The 17655-nt window shown below is 61.6% G+C and carries 11 protein-coding genes and 1 tRNA gene; 2 read left to right on the top strand and 10 right to left on the bottom strand.

All coding sequences use genetic code 11. The features are described 5' to 3' along the window. Window positions 1-160 precede the first annotated feature (160 nt). A complete protein-coding gene (locus tag KKP04_RS00955) occupies window positions 161-2857 on the top strand; it encodes a lytic transglycosylase domain-containing protein (RefSeq protein WP_215025230.1) in 2697 nt (898 codons plus the stop codon). Next, on the top strand, window positions 2854-3819 hold the full coding sequence (locus KKP04_RS00950; protein ID WP_215025227.1) for an alpha/beta fold hydrolase: 966 nt from the start codon (window positions 2854-2856) through the stop codon (window positions 3817-3819). The genes KKP04_RS00955 and KKP04_RS00950 overlap by 4 nt, the downstream gene beginning before the upstream one ends. Before the next feature lie 183 nt (window positions 3820-4002). Here KKP04_RS00950 and KKP04_RS00945 read toward each other — a convergent pair whose 3' ends face one another. The 10 genes from KKP04_RS00945 to KKP04_RS00900 all read right to left on the bottom strand — a co-directional run bounded on the left by KKP04_RS00945 (window position 4003) and on the right by KKP04_RS00900 (window position 17520). Next, window positions 4003-4929 (bottom strand): hypothetical protein, encoded by a 927-nt coding sequence (locus KKP04_RS00945; RefSeq protein WP_215025224.1) that lies wholly within the window; start codon window positions 4927-4929, stop codon window positions 4003-4005. A gap of 348 nt (window positions 4930-5277) precedes the next feature. Further along, window positions 5278-9504, bottom strand: coding sequence for a DNA-directed RNA polymerase subunit beta' (gene rpoC, locus KKP04_RS00940; protein ID WP_215025221.1), 4227 nt, complete (start codon window positions 9502-9504; stop codon window positions 5278-5280). Window positions 9505-9641: 137 nt separating this feature from the next. After that, the gene (gene rpoB, locus KKP04_RS00935) at window positions 9642-13808 is read right to left on the bottom strand and encodes a DNA-directed RNA polymerase subunit beta (RefSeq protein WP_215025218.1); all 4167 of its coding nucleotides are present in this window, start codon (window positions 13806-13808) and stop codon (window positions 9642-9644) included. A 221-nt stretch (window positions 13809-14029) separates the two neighbouring features. Continuing rightward, window positions 14030-14413, bottom strand: coding sequence for a 50S ribosomal protein L7/L12 (gene rplL / locus KKP04_RS00930; RefSeq protein WP_215025215.1), 384 nt, complete (start codon window positions 14411-14413; stop codon window positions 14030-14032). Window positions 14414-14469: 56 nt separating this feature from the next. Next, window positions 14470-14997, bottom strand: a complete 528-nt coding sequence (gene rplJ / locus KKP04_RS00925; RefSeq protein ID WP_215025212.1) for a 50S ribosomal protein L10 — start codon at window positions 14995-14997, stop codon at window positions 14470-14472. 311 nt (window positions 14998-15308) lie between these two features. Beyond that, a complete protein-coding gene (rplA, locus tag KKP04_RS00920; RefSeq protein ID WP_215025196.1) occupies window positions 15309-16022 on the bottom strand; it encodes a 50S ribosomal protein L1 in 714 nt (237 codons plus the stop codon). A 5-nt stretch (window positions 16023-16027) separates the two neighbouring features. Continuing rightward, window positions 16028-16456 (bottom strand): 50S ribosomal protein L11, encoded by a 429-nt coding sequence (rplK, locus tag KKP04_RS00915; protein WP_037238190.1) that lies wholly within the window; start codon window positions 16454-16456, stop codon window positions 16028-16030. Between the two features lie 124 nt (window positions 16457-16580). Further along, window positions 16581-17111 (bottom strand): transcription termination/antitermination protein NusG, encoded by a 531-nt coding sequence (nusG, locus tag KKP04_RS00910; protein WP_215025193.1) that lies wholly within the window; start codon window positions 17109-17111, stop codon window positions 16581-16583. A 37-nt stretch (window positions 17112-17148) separates the two neighbouring features. Next, window positions 17149-17346: a preprotein translocase subunit SecE gene (gene secE, locus KKP04_RS00905; RefSeq protein WP_215025190.1), complete on the bottom strand. Its 198-nt coding sequence runs from the start codon at window positions 17344-17346 to the stop codon at window positions 17149-17151. 97 nt (window positions 17347-17443) lie between these two features. Further along, a tRNA-Trp gene (locus KKP04_RS00900) sits at window positions 17444-17520 on the bottom strand. Window positions 17521-17655 lie beyond the last annotated feature (135 nt).

Below are 17655 nucleotides of genomic sequence, written 5' to 3'. Positions count from 1 at the left end.
TTAGGTTCTTGAGCCGTCGCGGAGCTTGTCATTCTATTGCCGGATTAAACGGCCATCAATCATGACAGCGTATGCAGGTAGCCTTGTAAAACTCTTGACGAGGCAAAACCATAGGTTTGATGGAACCCGCTGCCAACGAAAATCCGCCACACGATAGGGAATGTCAACGCTGGACCCCAAACCCAACGCGCTCGCCGACCGCTTTCGCTTCCTGAAGGCGATCATCATAGGCTCGGCACTTGGCTTTTTTGCGGTGAGCTTCGTACCTTACCTTCTGCCGCCGCAAGACGAGCCCGCCGTTTCCGCGTCTACCGCGTCAAAACCTCAATCGGCGGGGGAGGCGAAGCCTTCCAAATTCGCCGGAACCAGGCCCGCCCCCATCCATGCGGTGGACCGTGGCTTGAGTCACATGCCGACGCCTGCCGCGGTTCAGCAATCGCCATCGGCGCGCTCCGACAGCGCGCCAGCCATGGAGCCACGGAAGGGCGAAACGCCTCGCGTGTCCGCAGTCGAACTCAAATTTCCAAAGCCGTTCCCCGAAGAGGACATGACGGCATCGCTCGATCCTTTGCTGTCATACCGGCTCGGCGATAGCGACACCGCCGCGATCAAGGACGCGATTTCCGCCGCAGCCAAAGGCAACAACTCTGCTGCTCGCGACGCGATCAAAAAGATCTCTGATCCATCCGCGCGCAAGTTCGCGGAGTGGCGGCGCGTGCGCGCGGCGTCCGATTTCGACGACACGATGGCGTTTCGGTCCGCGAACCCACTTTTCCCGGAACCGCCAATCGATGCGACCATCGAGAAGAGCCTGTTCCTCGCAAACGCTCCCGCCGCCGCCGTCCTGAAGTTCTACACGAACCGGAAGCCCGCATCCGGCGCCGGCGCTGCCAACCTCGGCGGCGCGCTTATGGAAACCGGCGAGCGCGAGCGCGGCGCCACCCTCGTGCGCTATGCCTGGAGCCGCTATGCGCTCGAACCCGCCGTGCAGGACAGGTTTGAGCAGCGCTTCGGATCGCTTCTCACCGACAACGACAGGCGCGCGCGCGCGGCGATGCTCGATGCTCGCGCCCGCGCCAAGGACGACCCCGGCAGCAAGGTCGCCGCGAGCGAGGCCAAGGGCATCAAGGGTGCGGCCCGCGTCCGCGCGAAACGATCCGGCGGCAAGGCGATCAAAAAACGCGGCGGCCGGAAGGGTAAGTCGACCGGACGCGCGAAGGGCAAGCGCCAGAGCGATGCGGCGCCCGCATTGGCGGCGCGACCCGCTTTTGCCGGCCTCGCAAGCGGCTTCGCGGCGACATCGCATCTGCACCTCGCGGCGATGAAGTCGGAAGACACGAAGCCCGAGACTAAAACCGAGGCAGACGCGGACGCAACCGCATCTGACGCAAAAACGAACGACAAAGCCGCCGCGAAGGATGACAAGCCCGCCAAGCCTACGCTTCAGTCCAAGGCGCAGGAAGACGCGCTCGACCTCCGCAACGAGCTTGCGCGCGGCCCGCTGTCGCTTCTGGCGCGGCTCAAGTCGCTGCGCAAGGCGAAGGAGCACGACCGCCTCTGGTCCATCCTGCGCTCGGTCGATCCCGAGAAGGTCGACTTCGCCGATCCCGACAAATGGTGGGATTTCCGCCGCACGGAGGTTCGCCGCGCGCTGAACGACGACCGCGTGGGAACGGCCTATGCCATCGCATCGAAACATGGCCAGCTCGGCGGCGAGAACCTCTCGGAAGCTCAATTTCTATCCGGCTGGATCGCGCTGCGCTTTCTCAAGGACACGAAGCTCGCGGAGAAGCATTTCGAAGCCGCATACGCGGTCAAGGGCTTCTCCCGCGACGAGGCGCGCGCCGCTTTCTGGCTCGGCCGGACGCGGCTCGAACTCGACAAGCGCAAGGAAGCCGAGCGTCTGTTCAAGGATGCCGCCAGCCGCGCGCATACTTATTACGGCTCGCTTGCACGACAGGCGCTGGAACGGCAGCCAGCTTGCGAGTTCCGCGCGCCCCTCAAGCCTTCACAGGAAGCCATCGCCGCTTTCGTGAAGGAAGACGCCTTCAAGGCGCTCGTCATCGCGAAGCAGCTCGACATGACATCTGTGCTGGTTCTGTCGTCGCTCGATCTCGCGCGCCAACTCTCGGACCCGGAGCAGATCGTCCTCCTGCTGGAGCTTCTCGAACGCATCGCGCCGCCGCATCTCGCGATCCGCGCCGCGAAAATCGCGCTGCTGCGCGGTTATCCGGTCGACGCCTACGCCTTCCCAACCCTGCTTCCGAAGTTCGACCCGCTTGGCGGCAGCCACAAGCTTGAAGTTTCGCTGCTCAACGCGCTGACGCGCCAGGAAAGCGAGTTCAACGCCGGTTCGGTCAGCCGTGTCGGCGCGCGCGGCCTGATGCAGCTCATGCCACAGACGGCGAAGCTCGTGGCGTCGAGGAACAGGATGAAATACGATCTGCGTCGGCTCATCTCCGACCCGTCCTATAACGTGACGCTCGGCTCCGCCTTCCTCGCCAAACTCTACGACGGTTACGACGGCTCCTATGTGCTGTCGCTCGCGGCTTACAACGCCGGGCCGGGCCGGGTCAGGCAATGGATAAAAACTTTCGGCGATCCTCGCGCGCGCAACGCCGATCCGGTCGACTGGGTGGAGCGCATTCCCTTCACGGAAACCCGCAATTACGTGCAGCGCATTCTGGAGAGCGTGCAGCTTTATCGTTGCCGTCTTGAAAGGGGGAAGGCACACTTCCAACTTGTGGAAGACCTTCATCGCGGACGGCCGGGGCGTATTCCGCATATCGCGGACCTCGGCAGCGGCAGCAGCAGCGACGACGACGACGAACCGGCGACAACGGAAGACGAACAATGATGACATACGGATCGGCTGACGCAGCGGTTCCCCAAACGGAAGACATCTTCTACCGCAGCGATGACGATCTCGTCTTGTATGTCCGCAAATACGGCAGCGACGACGCGCCCGCGCGACCGCTCCTGTGCCTCGCCGGACTGACCCGCAACGGCCGCGACTTCCACGACCTCGCCGTAGCGCTGTCCACGCATCCGACGCACGCGCGCGCCGTCTACTGCCTCGATTATCGCGGGCGCGGGCGGTCCGAATGGGACAGGAACTGGCAGAATTACTCCGCGCTGATCGAGCTTCAGGATGTCGAGGCGTTTCTCACGCTGCGCGGCCTGTCCGATGTCGCGGTGCTCGGCACGTCGCGGGGGGGGATCATCACCATGTTGCTCGCCATCACGCGCCCCGCCGCGATCGGATGCGCCATTCTGAACGACATCGGCCCGGCCATCGAGACGGCGGGCCTTGCGCGCATCATGGGCTACACCGGCAAGATCCCCGTGCCCGCCGATTGGGACGAGGCGCTGCGCGTCGTGCGCGACATCAACAAGCGCCAGTTCACCGCGCTTGATAACGCGAGCTGGCGCTCGTGGACGCGGCAGCTTTTCAATGAAGATGCCGAAGGACGTCCTGCCCCGGCCTACGATCCAAACATTGGCAAGGCGCTGTCGGAAATAGACATTTCCAAGCCCGTCCCGACGATGTGGGAGCACTTCGAGTCCTTGCGAGCCGTGCCGGTTATGGTCATCCGCGGTGAACATTCCGACCTGCTGTCGGCGGCGACCGTGCAGGAGATGCAAGCTCGACACCCGCGCCTGACGCCCGTGCTCATCCCGAACGAAGGCCATGCACCGCTGTTGAAGGACCGCTTCAGCGAGCGGCTTATCGCGGATTTTTTGATCGACGCCGATACGACATGGCATGCGGTGCCCCGCCCGCCGCTTTCCGAGCCGCAAGAGATTTTTTCGGTCTGAGCGACGCGGAGAACTGCCGGGCTGTAGCCCTGCGGCGGAAGTAACGGCCGCCATCTCGGAAGCAACGGCAAATGCTTGTCCGCATTCATGCGCACTGTAGCATCCGTTGCCTAACCTCGCGAGCAAAGGACGGAATCAAAGGACCACGAGCAACTTGCTGGCGCTTTTGATCGCGTCAAAAACTCACGGATTGTAGGACGCGCGCGCCCGATGCGCCGCGAAGCTCATGTCCTCCGCTCGCGCGGCGGGAGCGCGTGCCACGGGTTCAAGAATGTTGGTCTCAAGCGTGAAGCCGTCCGGTAGCCTCTTGCTGTAGACTTTCAGCAGGTCGACCATGGCGGGCGATGAATAGATCCCGTCTATCTTGACCACCATGTCGGTGATGGCCACACTGCCGGCGTAGAGCAAGGACAGCATTTCAAGCGAAACCTTCGTGGCCTCGATCCAGCCCTTCGGCTCGCCCTTCGTCTTTTCCATGCTGCTGTTGATGGTCAGGTTCTGAAAAAGCACCTGCGCATGGCCGGATATGACTTTATCGTGGTCGGACGGAACGTGGCCGCTGAGATGAACCGCTCCGTGCTGCAACTGCGCCAGCCAGACGAACGGGCGAGCATCGTGCGGTTTCAACGCCACCTGCAAGTTCACGCCCTTCGGCGCTTCCTCGCGGACCTTCTTCTGTATAATCGTGAAATCGTCATCCGCTTTCGTCACGCCCTCAATGACGATCGCCGCATTCCTCAAGGAGGCCGAGCCGGTGTTGAGCTTGCCGACCTGACGAAGCGCGAATGTCATGGCAGCAAGCCACGCGTCGCGGTTCGGGACATCGGGATTGATGCGAGTCTTGTCCACGACGGACGCCCCCGGCGCTGTCGCGGCGGCGACACCTTGCAGCACCTTGAGATCGCCGTCGGATGGCACACTGCCGCGGAGCGTGATGGTTCCCGCTTCTTTGATGACGCGGCTGAAATAGGGATCAACGTTTTGCGGCTTTGCTGCCGGATCGTTCGGAACCTGAACCGCCGACCCCTCGCTATTGACGAGAACTCGCATGACGTGATCGAAGGCAGCCATATACCATGGCTGCGACGGCACAGCCTGCGCGGGGCTCATCAGCGCGCCCAGGCAAAGGACGGCAGAAGAGAAAACGGGCAGGCATACGTTCCCTAACCTCATCGGAGGGGCGCTCCACCGAGTTGACTGTTTGTGTCCCGCATATGTTGAGGCCGAAGTCTCATCAGGATCAATCGAACGCTTTCGTAAGTTCCCCGCCCCCGACCGGTGCCGCCAAACACCCCGATGCAAACAAGCACCATCTCGTCGGTAAATGCGACTTTAACGGAAGGATTCAGATAATCCAAGAGATTGCGGGCGCTTTTTCGCCGCTTTTTTTGCTTGCACAGTGTGCAGAATCAAAAAGCCCGGCTATGAGCCGGGCTTTCTTATCTTTTACGCTGTCGGCTATTCGACAACCTGAAACTCGCGCGGAACGTCCGGGGCGACTGATTCGCCTTCGGGCACGTTTGGCAATGCCTTCGCGCCGGCCTTGTTCCGTTCCTGAAGAATCAGATCGTCGCGATGGCTGGCCACGCGGCGAAGCTGGCTGATCATGCCGCCCGTGCCCGCCGGAATGAGGCGGCCCACGATGACGTTTTCCTTCAGCCCGTCGAGCGTGTCGACCTTGCCGTTGAGCGCCGCTTCCGTGAGGACGCGCGTCGTCTCCTGGAACGAGGCCGCCGAGATGAACGACCGCGTTTGCAGGCTTGCCTTCGTGATGCCGAGGAGCACCGGGACAGCCGTCGCCGGACGCCCGCCCGCCTTCTCGACCATCACGTTCATCTCGTCGAACTCGATCTTGTCGACCTGCTCGTTCTTGAGGAACTCGGTGTCGCCCGCGTCGGTCACTTCGACCTTTTGAAGCATCTGGCGCACGATGACTTCGATATGCTTGTCGTTGATCGTCACGCCTTGCAGGCGATAGACTTCCTGAATTTCGTTGACGAGGAACGACGCAAGTTCTTCCACGCCCTTGATCGCCAGAATGTCGTGCGGCGCCGGATTCCCGTCGAGGATGAACTCGCCCTTTTCGATGCGGTCGCCCTCCTGCACAGCGAGGTGCTTGCCCTTCGGCAGCAGGTATTCGACCGGATCGTGCCCTTCCTCATCCGGCTGGATAAGGACGCGGCGCTTGTTCTTGTAGTCGCGGCCGAAATGCACCGTGCCCGAGATTTCCGCGATGATCGCGTGATCCTTGGGACGGCGCGCCTCGAACAGCTCGGCCACGCGCGGCAGACCGCCCGTGATGTCGCGGGTCTTGGCGCTTTCGAGCGAGATACGCGACAGCACGTCGCCCGCCTTCACCTTCTGTCCCGGCTCCACGGAGAGGATCGCTTCCACTGAAAGCAGGTAGCGAGCCTCGCCGCCGCGCGCCAGCTTGAGAACCTTGCCGCCGACCTTGTCCTTGATCACGATGGCCGGGCGCAGTGCCGAGCCGCGCGGGTTGGCGCGCCAGTCGACGATGACGCGGTTTGTGATACCCGTCGTTTCGTCGGACTGCTCGTTGACCGAGATGCCGTCCAGCAGATCTTCGAACTCGACCACGCCGTCGGTTTCCGTGAGGATCGAGCGCGAATAGGGATCCCATTCCGCCAGACGCTGGCCGCGCTTCACGACATCGCCGCTATCCACCTTGAGGTGAGAGCCCTGCGCGATCTTGTGAACCGCGCGCTCGCGACCGTCGGCGTCCCGGATGACGACCGCCATGTTACGGCCCATCGCCACCAGACGTCCCTGGCTGTCGCGCGCCGCATTGCGGTTGCGGATATCCACATTCCCCGCGAAGTTGCTCTCGATGAACGAGTTGTCGGCCACCTGCGCCGTGCCGCCGATGTGGAACGTCCGCATGGTCAGCTGCGTGCCCGGCTCGCCGATGGACTGCGCCGCGATGACGCCGACCGCTTCGCCGATGTTGACCGAAGTACCGCGAGCGAGGTCGCGGCCGTAGCATTTGCCGCAGATGCCGTTCTTCAGTTCGCAGGTGAGAGCCGAGCGGATGCGCACCTCCTGCACCTGCGCCTCGTCGAGAAGCCGCGCTTCCAGCTCGGTGATGATCTCACCTGCCGGAGCGATGACCGCTCCCGTCGAGGGATGGACAACGTCGTCGGCGGGGACGCGACCGAGGATGCGATCGCCGAGCGACACAAGCACTTCGCCGGCGTCGATCACCGCGCCGAGCTTGATGCCCCTGTCGGTGCCGCAATCGTGTTCCGTCACGATGCAGTCCTGCGCCACGTCGACGAGACGGCGGGTGAGATAACCCGAGTTCGCCGTCTTGAGCGCCGTGTCCGCGAGACCTTTTCGCGCGCCGTGAGTCGAGTTGAAGTATTCGAGAACCGACAGCCCCTCCTTGAAGTTGGAGATGATCGGCGTCTCGATGATTTCACCCGACGGCTTGGCCATGAGGCCGCGCATACCGGCAAGCTGACGCATCTGCTTCTCGGAACCGCGCGCGCCCGAATGGGCCATCATGTAAACCGAGTTGATCTGCTTCTCGCGCCCGGTTTCCTTGTCGTATTGAACGGCCGAGATGCGGTCCATCATCTCCTTTGCGATGCGGTCCGTACACTTCGCCCAGGCGTCGACGACCTTGTTGTACTTCTCCATCTGCGTGATGAGGCCGTCATTATACTGCTGCTCGTAGTCGAGCACGAGGGCTTCGGTGTCGCCGATGATCTTCTTCTTCGTTTCCGGAACGAGCATGTCGTCCTTGCCGAAGGAGATGCCCGCCTTGTAGGCGTGGTGGAAGCCGAGCGCCATGATGCGGTCGCAGAAGATGACCGTCTCCTTCTGACCGCAGGACCGGTAGACGGCATCGATCACCTTGCCGATGTTCTTCTTCGTCAGCAGCCTGTTCACGAGATCGAAGCTGATGCCGGGCTTTTTCGGTAGCATCTCGGCGAGCATGAGGCGGCCCGGTGTCGTGTCGTAGACCTTCGTCTGCGGCTTGCCGTCTTCATCCACGCCGGTGTGACGGCCCTTGATCTTTGCATGAAGCGTCACTGCGCCGGCGGCAAGCGCATGCTGCACTTCCGCAACGCTGCCGTAGATGCTGCCTTCGCCCGGCTCCTTCTCCTTCAGGATCGAGAGATAGTAGAGGCCGAGCACGATGTCCTGCGACGGCACGATGATAGGCTGGCCGTTCGCGGGATGCAGGATGTTGTTGGTCGACATCATCAGCACGCGCGCTTCCAGCTGCGCTTCGAGCGACAGCGGGACGTGCACGGCCATCTGGTCGCCGTCGAAGTCGGCATTGAAGGCCGCGCAGACGAGCGGGTGAAGCTGGATCGCCTTCCCTTCGACGAGAACCGGCTCGAACGCCTGAATGCCGAGCCGGTGCAGCGTGGGCGCGCGATTGAGCAGCACGGGGTGCTCGCGGATGACCTCGTCGAGGATGTCCCAGACCTCGGGGCGCTCCTTTTCGACAAGCTTCTTCGCCTGCTTCACGGTTGCCGAGTAACCCTGCGCATCGAGCCGCGAATAGATGAACGGCTTGAACAGTTCGAGCGCCATCTTCTTCGGCAGGCCGCACTGGTGCAGCTTCAGTTCCGGACCCACCACGATCACCGAGCGGCCGGAATAGTCGACGCGCTTGCCGAGCAGGTTCTGGCGGAAGCGGCCCTGCTTGCCTTTCAGCATGTCGGCGAGCGACTTCAGCGGACGCTTGTTGGCGCCGGTGATGACGCGGCCGCGGCGGCCGTTGTCGAACAGCGCATCCACCGCTTCCTGAAGCATGCGCTTTTCGTTGCGGATGATGATGTCCGGCGCGCGCAACTCGATCAGCCGCTTCAGGCGGTTGTTACGGTTGATGACGCGGCGATAGAGGTCGTTCAGGTCCGACGTCGCGAAGCGGCCGCCGTCGAGCGGCACGAGCGGGCGCAGCTCCGGCGGGATCACGGGAATGACCTTCATGATCATCCATTCCGGCCGGTTGCCGGACATGATGAACGCTTCGATCACCTTGAGGCGCTTGGCGAGCTTCTTCGGCTTGAGTTCGGTCGTCGCTTCCGCGATTTCCTGACGGATCTGCTCGCGCATCTGCTCAAGGTTCAGCGCCATGAGCATGTCGCGAACGGCTTCCGCGCCGATGCCCGCCTGGAACGCGTCCTCGCCGTACTCTTCCTGCGCCTTGTTGAAGTCTTCCTCGGTCAGGAGCTGGCCCGCCTTCAGCGGCGTCAGCCCCGGCTCGATGACGACATAGTTCTCGAAGTAGAGCACGCGTTCGAGATCCTTCAGGCCCATGTCGAGCAGAAGGCCGATGCGCGACGGCAGCGACTTCAGGAACCAGATATGCGCCACCGGCGAGGCCAGTTCGATATGGCCCATGCGGTCGCGGCGCACCTTGGTGAGCGTCACTTCCACGCCGCATTTTTCGCAGATAACGCCCTTGTACTTCATGCGCTTGTATTTGCCGCAAAGACATTCGTAGTCTTTGATCGGGCCGAAGATGCGCGCGCAGAAGAGGCCATCGCGTTCCGGCTTGAACGTGCGGTAGTTGATGGTCTCTGGCTTCTTGATTTCGCCGTAAGACCACGAGAGTATTTTTTCCGGACTTGCGATCGAGATGCGAATCTGGTCGAATACCTGAGTTGGCACCTGCGGGCTGAAGAGATTTGTGATCTCTTGATTCATTCGTCGCTCCTATGAGCCGCTTCCGCGGCTTCTCCGACCGATGTCCGCCCCGTTTGGCGGATAGCGAAGCTGTGCCTCGCCAATTTCCTTGAAACGCTGATGCGGGCACCAGCCGAAGCCGGTACCCGCCCTTGTTTCTATTCTGCGGCCTGTGGCGTCTTTGGCCGCTTCGGCAATTGGAACTGCGGAGGCCGCGATGACGGCTCCGGCGGCGGTTCGTTCGCGCCGCGTGTCTGCTTCAGCTCCACATTCATGCCGAGCGCACGCATTTCCTTCACGAGCACGTTGAAGCTTTCCGGAACGCCCGCCTCGAACGTGTCGTCGCCGCGCACGATGGCTTCGTAGACCTTCGTGCGGCCCGCCACGTCGTCCGACTTCACGGTCAGCATTTCCTGAAGCGTGTACGCGGCGCCGTAAGCTTCGAGCGCCCACACTTCCATTTCACCGAAGCGCTGGCCGCCGAACTGCGCCTTGCCGCCCAGAGGCTGCTGCGTGACGAGGCTGTAAGGCCCGATCGAGCGTGCATGGATCTTGTCGTCGACAAGGTGGTGCAGCTTCAGAAGGTACTTGTAGCCCACCGTCACCTTTCGGTCGAACGGCTCGCCCGAGCGCCCGTCATACAGCGTGACCTGCCCCGACGTGTCGAGACCCGCCGCCTTCAGCATCGCGTTGATGTCCGCTTCGCGCGCGCCATCGAACACAGGTGTCGCAACCGGCACGCCCTTGCCGAGGTTTTCGGCGAGTTCGACGAGTTGCTCGTCCGTGAAATTCGGAACCGACGTATCGCCCTTGTAGGAGATCTCCACAGCGTTCCGCAGTTCGTCGATGCGGTGCTGCTCGCGATAGACCGCAAGCCCCTTGTTGATCATGTTGCCGAGACCGCGCGACGCCCATCCAAGATGGGTTTCGAGAATCTGGCCCACGTTCATTCGGCTTGGCACGCCGAGCGGGTTCAGCACGATATCGACATGCGTGCCGTCTTCGAGGAACGGCATGTCCTCGATCGGCACGATGCGGCTGACCACGCCCTTGTTGCCGTGGCGGCCCGCCATCTTGTCGCCGGGCTGGATCTTGCGCTTCACCGCGACGAAGACCTTGACCATCTTCATCACGCCGGGCGGAAGCTCGTCGCCGCGCTTCAGCTTGTCGATCTTGTCCACGAAGCGCTGTTCGAGCCGCTTCTTGGCCTCGTCGTACTGACGGCGAATGGCCTCGATGCCGGACATCGCCTGCTCGTCCTTGAGCGCGATATCCCACCATTGGCTGCGCGGTACTTCGGACAGAAGTTCCTCGTTCGCCTCGGTGCCCTTGCGCAGGCCCTTCGGACCGCGCGCGACTTCCTTGCCGATGAGAATGTCCTTCAGGCGGCCATAGACGTTGCGGTCGAGGATGTGCAGTTCGTCGTCGCGGTCCTTCGCGAGACGCTCGATTTCCTCGCGCTCGATGGCCATCGCGCGCTCGTCTTTCTCGACGCCGTGGCGATTGAACACGCGCACTTCCACGACCGTACCGGCAACGCCGGGCGGCAGGCGCAGCGAGGTATCGCGCACATCGGACGCCTTCTCGCCGAAGATGGCGCGCAGAAGCTTTTCTTCCGGCGTCATCGGGCTTTCGCCCTTCGGCGTGATCTTGCCAACGAGAATATCGCTCGGCTGCACTTCTGCACCGATGTAGACGATGCCCGCTTCGTCGAGATTCTTCAGTGCTTCTTCCGAGACGTTCGGAATGTCGCGCGTGATTTCCTCCGGCCCAAGCTTCGTATCGCGTGCGGAGACTTCGAATTCCTCGATGTGGATCGAGGTGAAGACGTCCGTCGACACGATGCGCTCGGACAGCAGGATCGAGTCTTCGAAGTTGTAGCCCTGCCACGGCATGAAGGCGAGAAGCACGTTCTTGCCGAGCGCCAGATCGCCGAGTTCGGTCGAGGGACCGTCCGCGATGATGTCGCCCTGCTCGACGCGGTCGCCGACCCGCACCAGCGGACGCTGGTTGATGCAGGTGTTCTGGTTCGAGCGCTGGAACTTGCGCAGATTGTAGATGTCCACGCCCGATTTCGACGGGTCCGTCTCGTCGGTGGCACGAATCACGATACGGGTGGCGTCCACCTGATCGATGATGCCCGAGCGCTTTGCTGCGATGGCGGCGCCCGAATCGCGCGCAACCACGCTTTCCATGCCGGTGCCGACGAGCGGCGCTTCGGCACGGATGAGCGGCACGGCCTGACGCTGCATGTTCGAGCCCATGAGCGCGCGGTTCGCGTCGTCGTTCTCAAGGAACGGGATCAGCGCGGCGGCCACGGACACGACCTGCTTCGGCGACACGTCGATGTAGTCCGCCTTCTCCTGCGCGACGAGCGACACGTCGCCCTGGTGGCGGCAGATGATGAGGTCTTCGGCGAAGCTGTTGTCTTCATTGAGCTTCACATTCGCCTGGGCGATGTGACAGCGCGCTTCTTCCATCGCGGAGAGATAGACGACTTCGTCCGTCACCTTGCCGTCCACGACCTTGCGATACGGGCTTTCGATGAACCCGTACTTGTTGACGCGCGCGAATGTCGCCAGCGAGTTGATCAGGCCGATATTCGGGCCTTCCGGCGTCTCGATCGGACAGATGCGGCCGTAATGCGTCGGATGCACGTCGCGGACTTCGAAACCCGCGCGTTCACGTGTGAGACCGCCCGGCCCAAGCGCTGAAAGACGCCGCTTGTGCGTGATCTCGGAGAGCGGGTTCGTCTGGTCCATGAACTGCGAAAGCTGCGACGAGCCGAAGAACTCGCGCACGGCGGCGCTCGCGGGCTTCGCGTTGATGAGATCCTGCGGCATGACCGTGTCGATGTCGACCGACGACATGCGCTCGCGGATGGCGCGCTCCATGCGAAGCAGGCCGAGGCGATACTGGTTCTCCATCAGCTCGCCGACCGAGCGAACGCGGCGATTGCCGAGATTGTCGATGTCGTCAACCTCGCCGCGGCCGTCGCGAAGATCGACCAGCGTGCGGATCACCGAAATGATGTCGTCCTTCGTGAGGATGCGCATTTCGTCCGACTGCTTGATGTCGAGACGGATATTCATCTTCACGCGGCCGACCGAGGAGAGGTCGTAGCGTTCCTCGTCGAAGAACAGGCTCTTGAAAAGCGCACGCGCCGCGTCTTCGGTGGGCGGCTCGCCCGGACGCATGACGCGGTAGATATCGAACAGCGCGTCCTGCTGGTTCTGGTTCTTGTCGAGATGAAGCGTGTTGCGGATGAACGAGCCTGTGTTCACATGATCGATGTCGAGCACCGGCAGCTCTTCGACGCCAACCTCGCGCAGCTTGTCGAGCACCTTTGAATCGAGTTCGTCGCCTGCTTCGGCGTAGATCTCGCCCGTCGTCATGTTGACGATGTCCTCGGCGAGGTAGCGGCCGAAAAGCGCCTCGTCGGGCACCGCGATGAACTTCACGCGCTCCGCGAGCTGGCGGACGAGGCGAGCGTTGAGCTTCTTGCCTGCCTCGATGACGACTTCGCCCGTGTCGGCGTCATAGATATCCTGCGTCGCCTTGAGGCCGCGCATGCGCTCGCCCACGAAGGCGGTGCGCCAACCCTGCTTCGTCTTCTCGAAGGAGATGCGATTGTAGAAGGTTCCGAGGATTTCCTCGTTGTTCATCCCGAGCGCATAAAGCAGCGTTGTCGCCGGCAGCTTCCGCTTGCGGTCGATGCGCGCATACACGATGTCCTTCGCGTCGAACTCGAAATCGAGCCACGAGCCGCGATAGGGGATGATGCGCGCCGCGAAAAGCAGCTTGCCAGATGAGTGGCTCTTCCCGCCGTCATGATGGAAGAACACACCGGGCGAGCGGTGCATCTGCGATACGATCACGCGCTCCGTGCCGTTGATCACGAAGGTGCCGTTCGACGTCATGAACGGGATGTCGCCCATGTAGACGTCCTGCTCCTTGATGTCGCGGACGGACCGGGAGCCGGTCTCTTCGTTGACGTCGAAGGTGATCAGGCGTAACTTCACTTTCAGCGGCGCAGCAAAGGTCATGCTTCGCTGCTGGCACTCGTCCACGTCATATTTCGGCGGTTCGAAGTCGTAGCGAACAAATTCGAGTTGCGCTTTGTCCGAGAAATCCTTTATGGGGAAGATCGAGGCAAAGACTGCCTGCAAGCCGGTGCTCGGGCGTCCGCCGATCGGGTCTTGCACCATAAGGAATTGATCGTAGGACTGCTTCTGCACCTCGATCAAATTCGGCATTTCGGCGGCGTCGGCGATATTCCCGAAGCGCTTGCGAATACGTTTACGGCCGATAAACGTCTGCGCCATTTGATCTCCTTATTTCACCGGGCGGCGGCTTGTCCTGCACGCCTTAGCGATTCGGGCGTCGCGATAGAGCCTATTTCTTGGAAAGCCACCTGATATGGCGTCCCATTAACGATTTTCAAGCCCTGTCGGGCACCCCCTATCCCGCCATTTTTGGCAGAACCAAGGCACCCGAGGGCCGATGCAGTCGAAAAGCGAGGGCCGGGCGAGCCCGGCCCGCCTTCTTACTTGATGTCGATCTTGGCGCCGGCCGCTTCCATCTTCTTCTTGATCTCTTCGGCTTCAGTCTTGGACACGGCTTCCTTGATCGCCTTCGGCGCGCTTTCAACGAGATCCTTCGCTTCCTTCAGGCCGAGACCCGTGATCGCGCGGACTTCCTTGATGACGTTGATCTTCTGAGCGCCGGCGTCAGCGAGAATGACGTCGAATTCCGTCTTCTCTTCTTCGACCACAGCCGCTGCCGCACCCGGGATCGGGCCAGCGAACACCGGCGCGGCCGCAGCCGCCGTCACGCCCCACTTGTCTTCGAGGAGCTTCACCAGCTCGGAGATTTCGAGAACCGTCAGACCCGACAGCTCCTGATACAGCTTTTCAAATTTCTCGGACATTTTGACCTCAGTGCATTCGATGATTGGTTGGTGTTGGGAGACCCTGCCTCAAACCATCACGCCGCTTCTTGCTTTTCCTGCTTTTCCTTGTACGCCGTAAGGACACCCACGAGGTTCTGCGCGGGAGCATTGAGCTGCCGCACGAGACTGGAGCCAGGCGCAAGGAACACGCTGAGCAGCTTGGCGCGCAGTTCTTCCATGGACGGAATGGCGGCCAGAGCCTTGACGCTGTCCGCGTCAAGCGCCTGCTTGCCGAGAAGACCGCCGACAATCACGAACTTGTCGGTAGTCTTGGCAAAATCGGCTGCCACTTTCGCTGCCGTCACCGGGTCTTTCGCAAAAGCGATACCCGTCGGCTCGAGGAAGAGATCCGCGCCAGCACCGTCAGCGGTGTTGGCAAGTGCAATTTTGGCGAGACGGTTCTTGATGACTTTAAACTGAGCCCCGGCGCCGCCCATGCGACGGCGAAGTTCAGTCATTTGCGCTACGGTCATACCTTTGTAGCGCGCCACCACGACAGAGCCGCTTGTCGTGAAGATGTCGTTGAGAGACTCAACCATCTCCTTTTTTTCAGCTCTATCCACCGCTTCTCTCCGTTAAAGACGAACCGCATCGCCGCGGGTCGCCGCTACGATCACGCCGCGCGCCTCGAAGGAAGGCGAGCGACTGCTCAGTCCTGTCCCGAGGCGTGATAAGACGCGATCCACCAACCGGAAACCCGGCCAAAGAGATCACTCATAATCCATTCCCCCGTCTCATGCAGGCGACTATTAAGCCTCGGGCCGAAACCCTTGGCGCCAGCAATCTTGGACAGGCTGCCCCCGCCGGAGCGGAGACAGCGCCGAAGCGTCGCCGCTTCGGCATTTCCCGGACGGCGAACCGCCCGAAACCCTTGTTACTGCGCAGCGGCCGCGCCCGCGCCGATCAGCGTCGCGGTATCGACCTTCACGCCAGCCCCCATCGTGGAACTGAGCGCGATGCGCTTCACGAAAGTACCCTTCGCGCCCGACGGCCTGGCCTTGACCACCGCATCGGCAAACGCCTTGATGTTCTCGACGAGCGCCGTTTCAGTGAAGCTCGCCTTGCCGATACCGGCGTGCAAAATGCCCGCCTTTTCGACGCGAAACTCGACCGCGCCACCCTTGGCGCCGCGCACGGCTTCGGCCACGTCCATCGTCACGGTGCCGACCTTCGGGTTCGGCATCATGCCGCGCGGGCCGAGGATCTTGCCGAGACGGCCGACGAGCGGCATCATGTCCGGTGTGGCGATGCACTTGTCGAAGCTGATGTTACCGCCCTGAACCTCGGCGACGAGTTCCTCGGCGCCGATGACATCCGCACCCGCAGCCTTCGCCTCATCGGCCTTGGCGCCGCGCGCGAACACGGCGACGCGCACTGTGCGGCCCGTGCCGTTCGGCAGCGCGCAAACGCCGCGCACCATCTGGTCGGCATAACGCGGATCCACGCCGAGATTGATCGCAATCTCGATCGTCTCGTCGAATTTCGCTTTCGCGCCGCCCTTCACGAGCTTCACCGCCTCATCGATAGCATAGAGCTTCTCGCGGTCTACGCCCTTCTTGAGTTCCTTCAAACGCTTTCCATCGGCCATGGCGCTTATTCCTTCACCGTGAGGCCCATGGAACGGGCAGAGCCAGCAATAATCTTCGCAGCTTGATCGATGCTTGTGGCGTTCAGATCCTTCATCTTCTTTTCGGCAATCTCGCGCACCTGCGCCATCGTCACCGTACCGGCATCGGTTTGACCGGGCGTCTTCGACCCGCTCTTGATGCCCGCCGCCTTCTTCAGGAAGTGGGACGCCGGCGGCGTCTTCATCGCGAAGGAAAAGGACTTGTCGCCGTAATAGGTGATGACCACGGGTACGGGCGAGCCGGGCTCCATCTCCTTGGTCACGGCGTTGAATTCCTTGCAGAACATCATGATGTTCAGACCGCGCTGACCGAGCGCGGGACCGATCGGAGGCGACGGGTTAGCCGCGCCCGCGGGCACTTGCAGCTTGATATAGCCTATAATTTTCTTAGCCATTTAAGCCTCTCGGGAGCAACGCGCTCCGGGGTTGAGGATTGTGGTTCGGTCCTTGACGTCCCGCCTGGCGAGCGAAACGCCGACCTCCCACACGAAAGCCAGACATCGAAGACCGCGCGACGCGCTAGATCTTCTCCACCTGGGCATATTCCAGCTCCACCGGAGTTGCCCGGCCGAAGATGGAAACCGCGACCTTGAGCCGCGCGCGTTCCTCGTCCACTTCCTCCACATGCCCGTTGAAGGATGCGAAGGGACCGTCCGCGACGCGCACCTGCTCGCCGATCTCGAAAGAGATGGATGGCTTCGGCCTTTCCACGCCTTCCTTCACCTGATTGAGAATACGCTGGGCTTCGACATCGGAAATCGGCTGCGGCTTGTTGTCCGCGCCAAGAAATCCGGTGACTTTCGGCGTATTCTTGATCAGCAAGAATGCCCTGTCGTTCATATCCATCTTGACGAGGACGTAGCCGGGGAAAAACTTGCGCTCGGTGCTGACCTTACGTCCGCGCCGAACTTCGACGACTTCCTCCATCGGCACCACGATGTCCTCGAAGCATTCTTCGAGACCGCCGGCGGCAGCGCGCTCACGGATCGACTCCGCGACCTTCTTTTCGAAGTTCGAATAGGCGTGAACGATATACCAGCGCTTTGTCATTAGTTTTGCTGCTTTTAGTTACGAAATTTTCAAGCGCTTAATGGCCGAGCTGCAAAAGTTGCGTAACGCCCCAACTGAAGATCTGGTCGGCAATCAGGAAGAATATGGACGCCAGCACCGCCATGATCACGACCATGATGGTGGTCACGATCGTTTCGCGCCGCGAGGGCCACACGACCTTCGCGGTTTCGGCGCGCACTTGCTGCAAATATTCGAATGGACCAGTTCTTGCCATATTTTCTCAACACCGATGCGGAAGCGCTATCGCTTTCGTTATTCAAACTTCTCGTAATGTCTCGATGCCCGTTTCGAGTTTCCCTGCCACCGCGAAGTGGCAGGAGTGGAGGGACTCGAACCCCCAACCCCCGGTTTTGGAGACCGGTGCTCTAGCCGATTGAGCTACACTCCTCCATCCAACCGGTTAAGGGCAAGCCGCCGGAAGGAATGGTCCGAACAAATACCTTAGCTACCTGCTGCGGCCTTAACCGGTAGCAGGGATTTGATAGCTATCACGCAAGCAGAGGCAATGCCAAGCATTTTTCAC

It is taken from the genome of Rhodomicrobium sp. Az07, from assembly GCF_018619475.1.
Lineage (GTDB): Bacteria > Pseudomonadota > Alphaproteobacteria > Rhizobiales > Rhodomicrobiaceae > Rhodomicrobium.
Note: the sequence above shows the minus strand (reverse complement) of the source record. Positions and strands in the feature narration are given on the sequence as shown.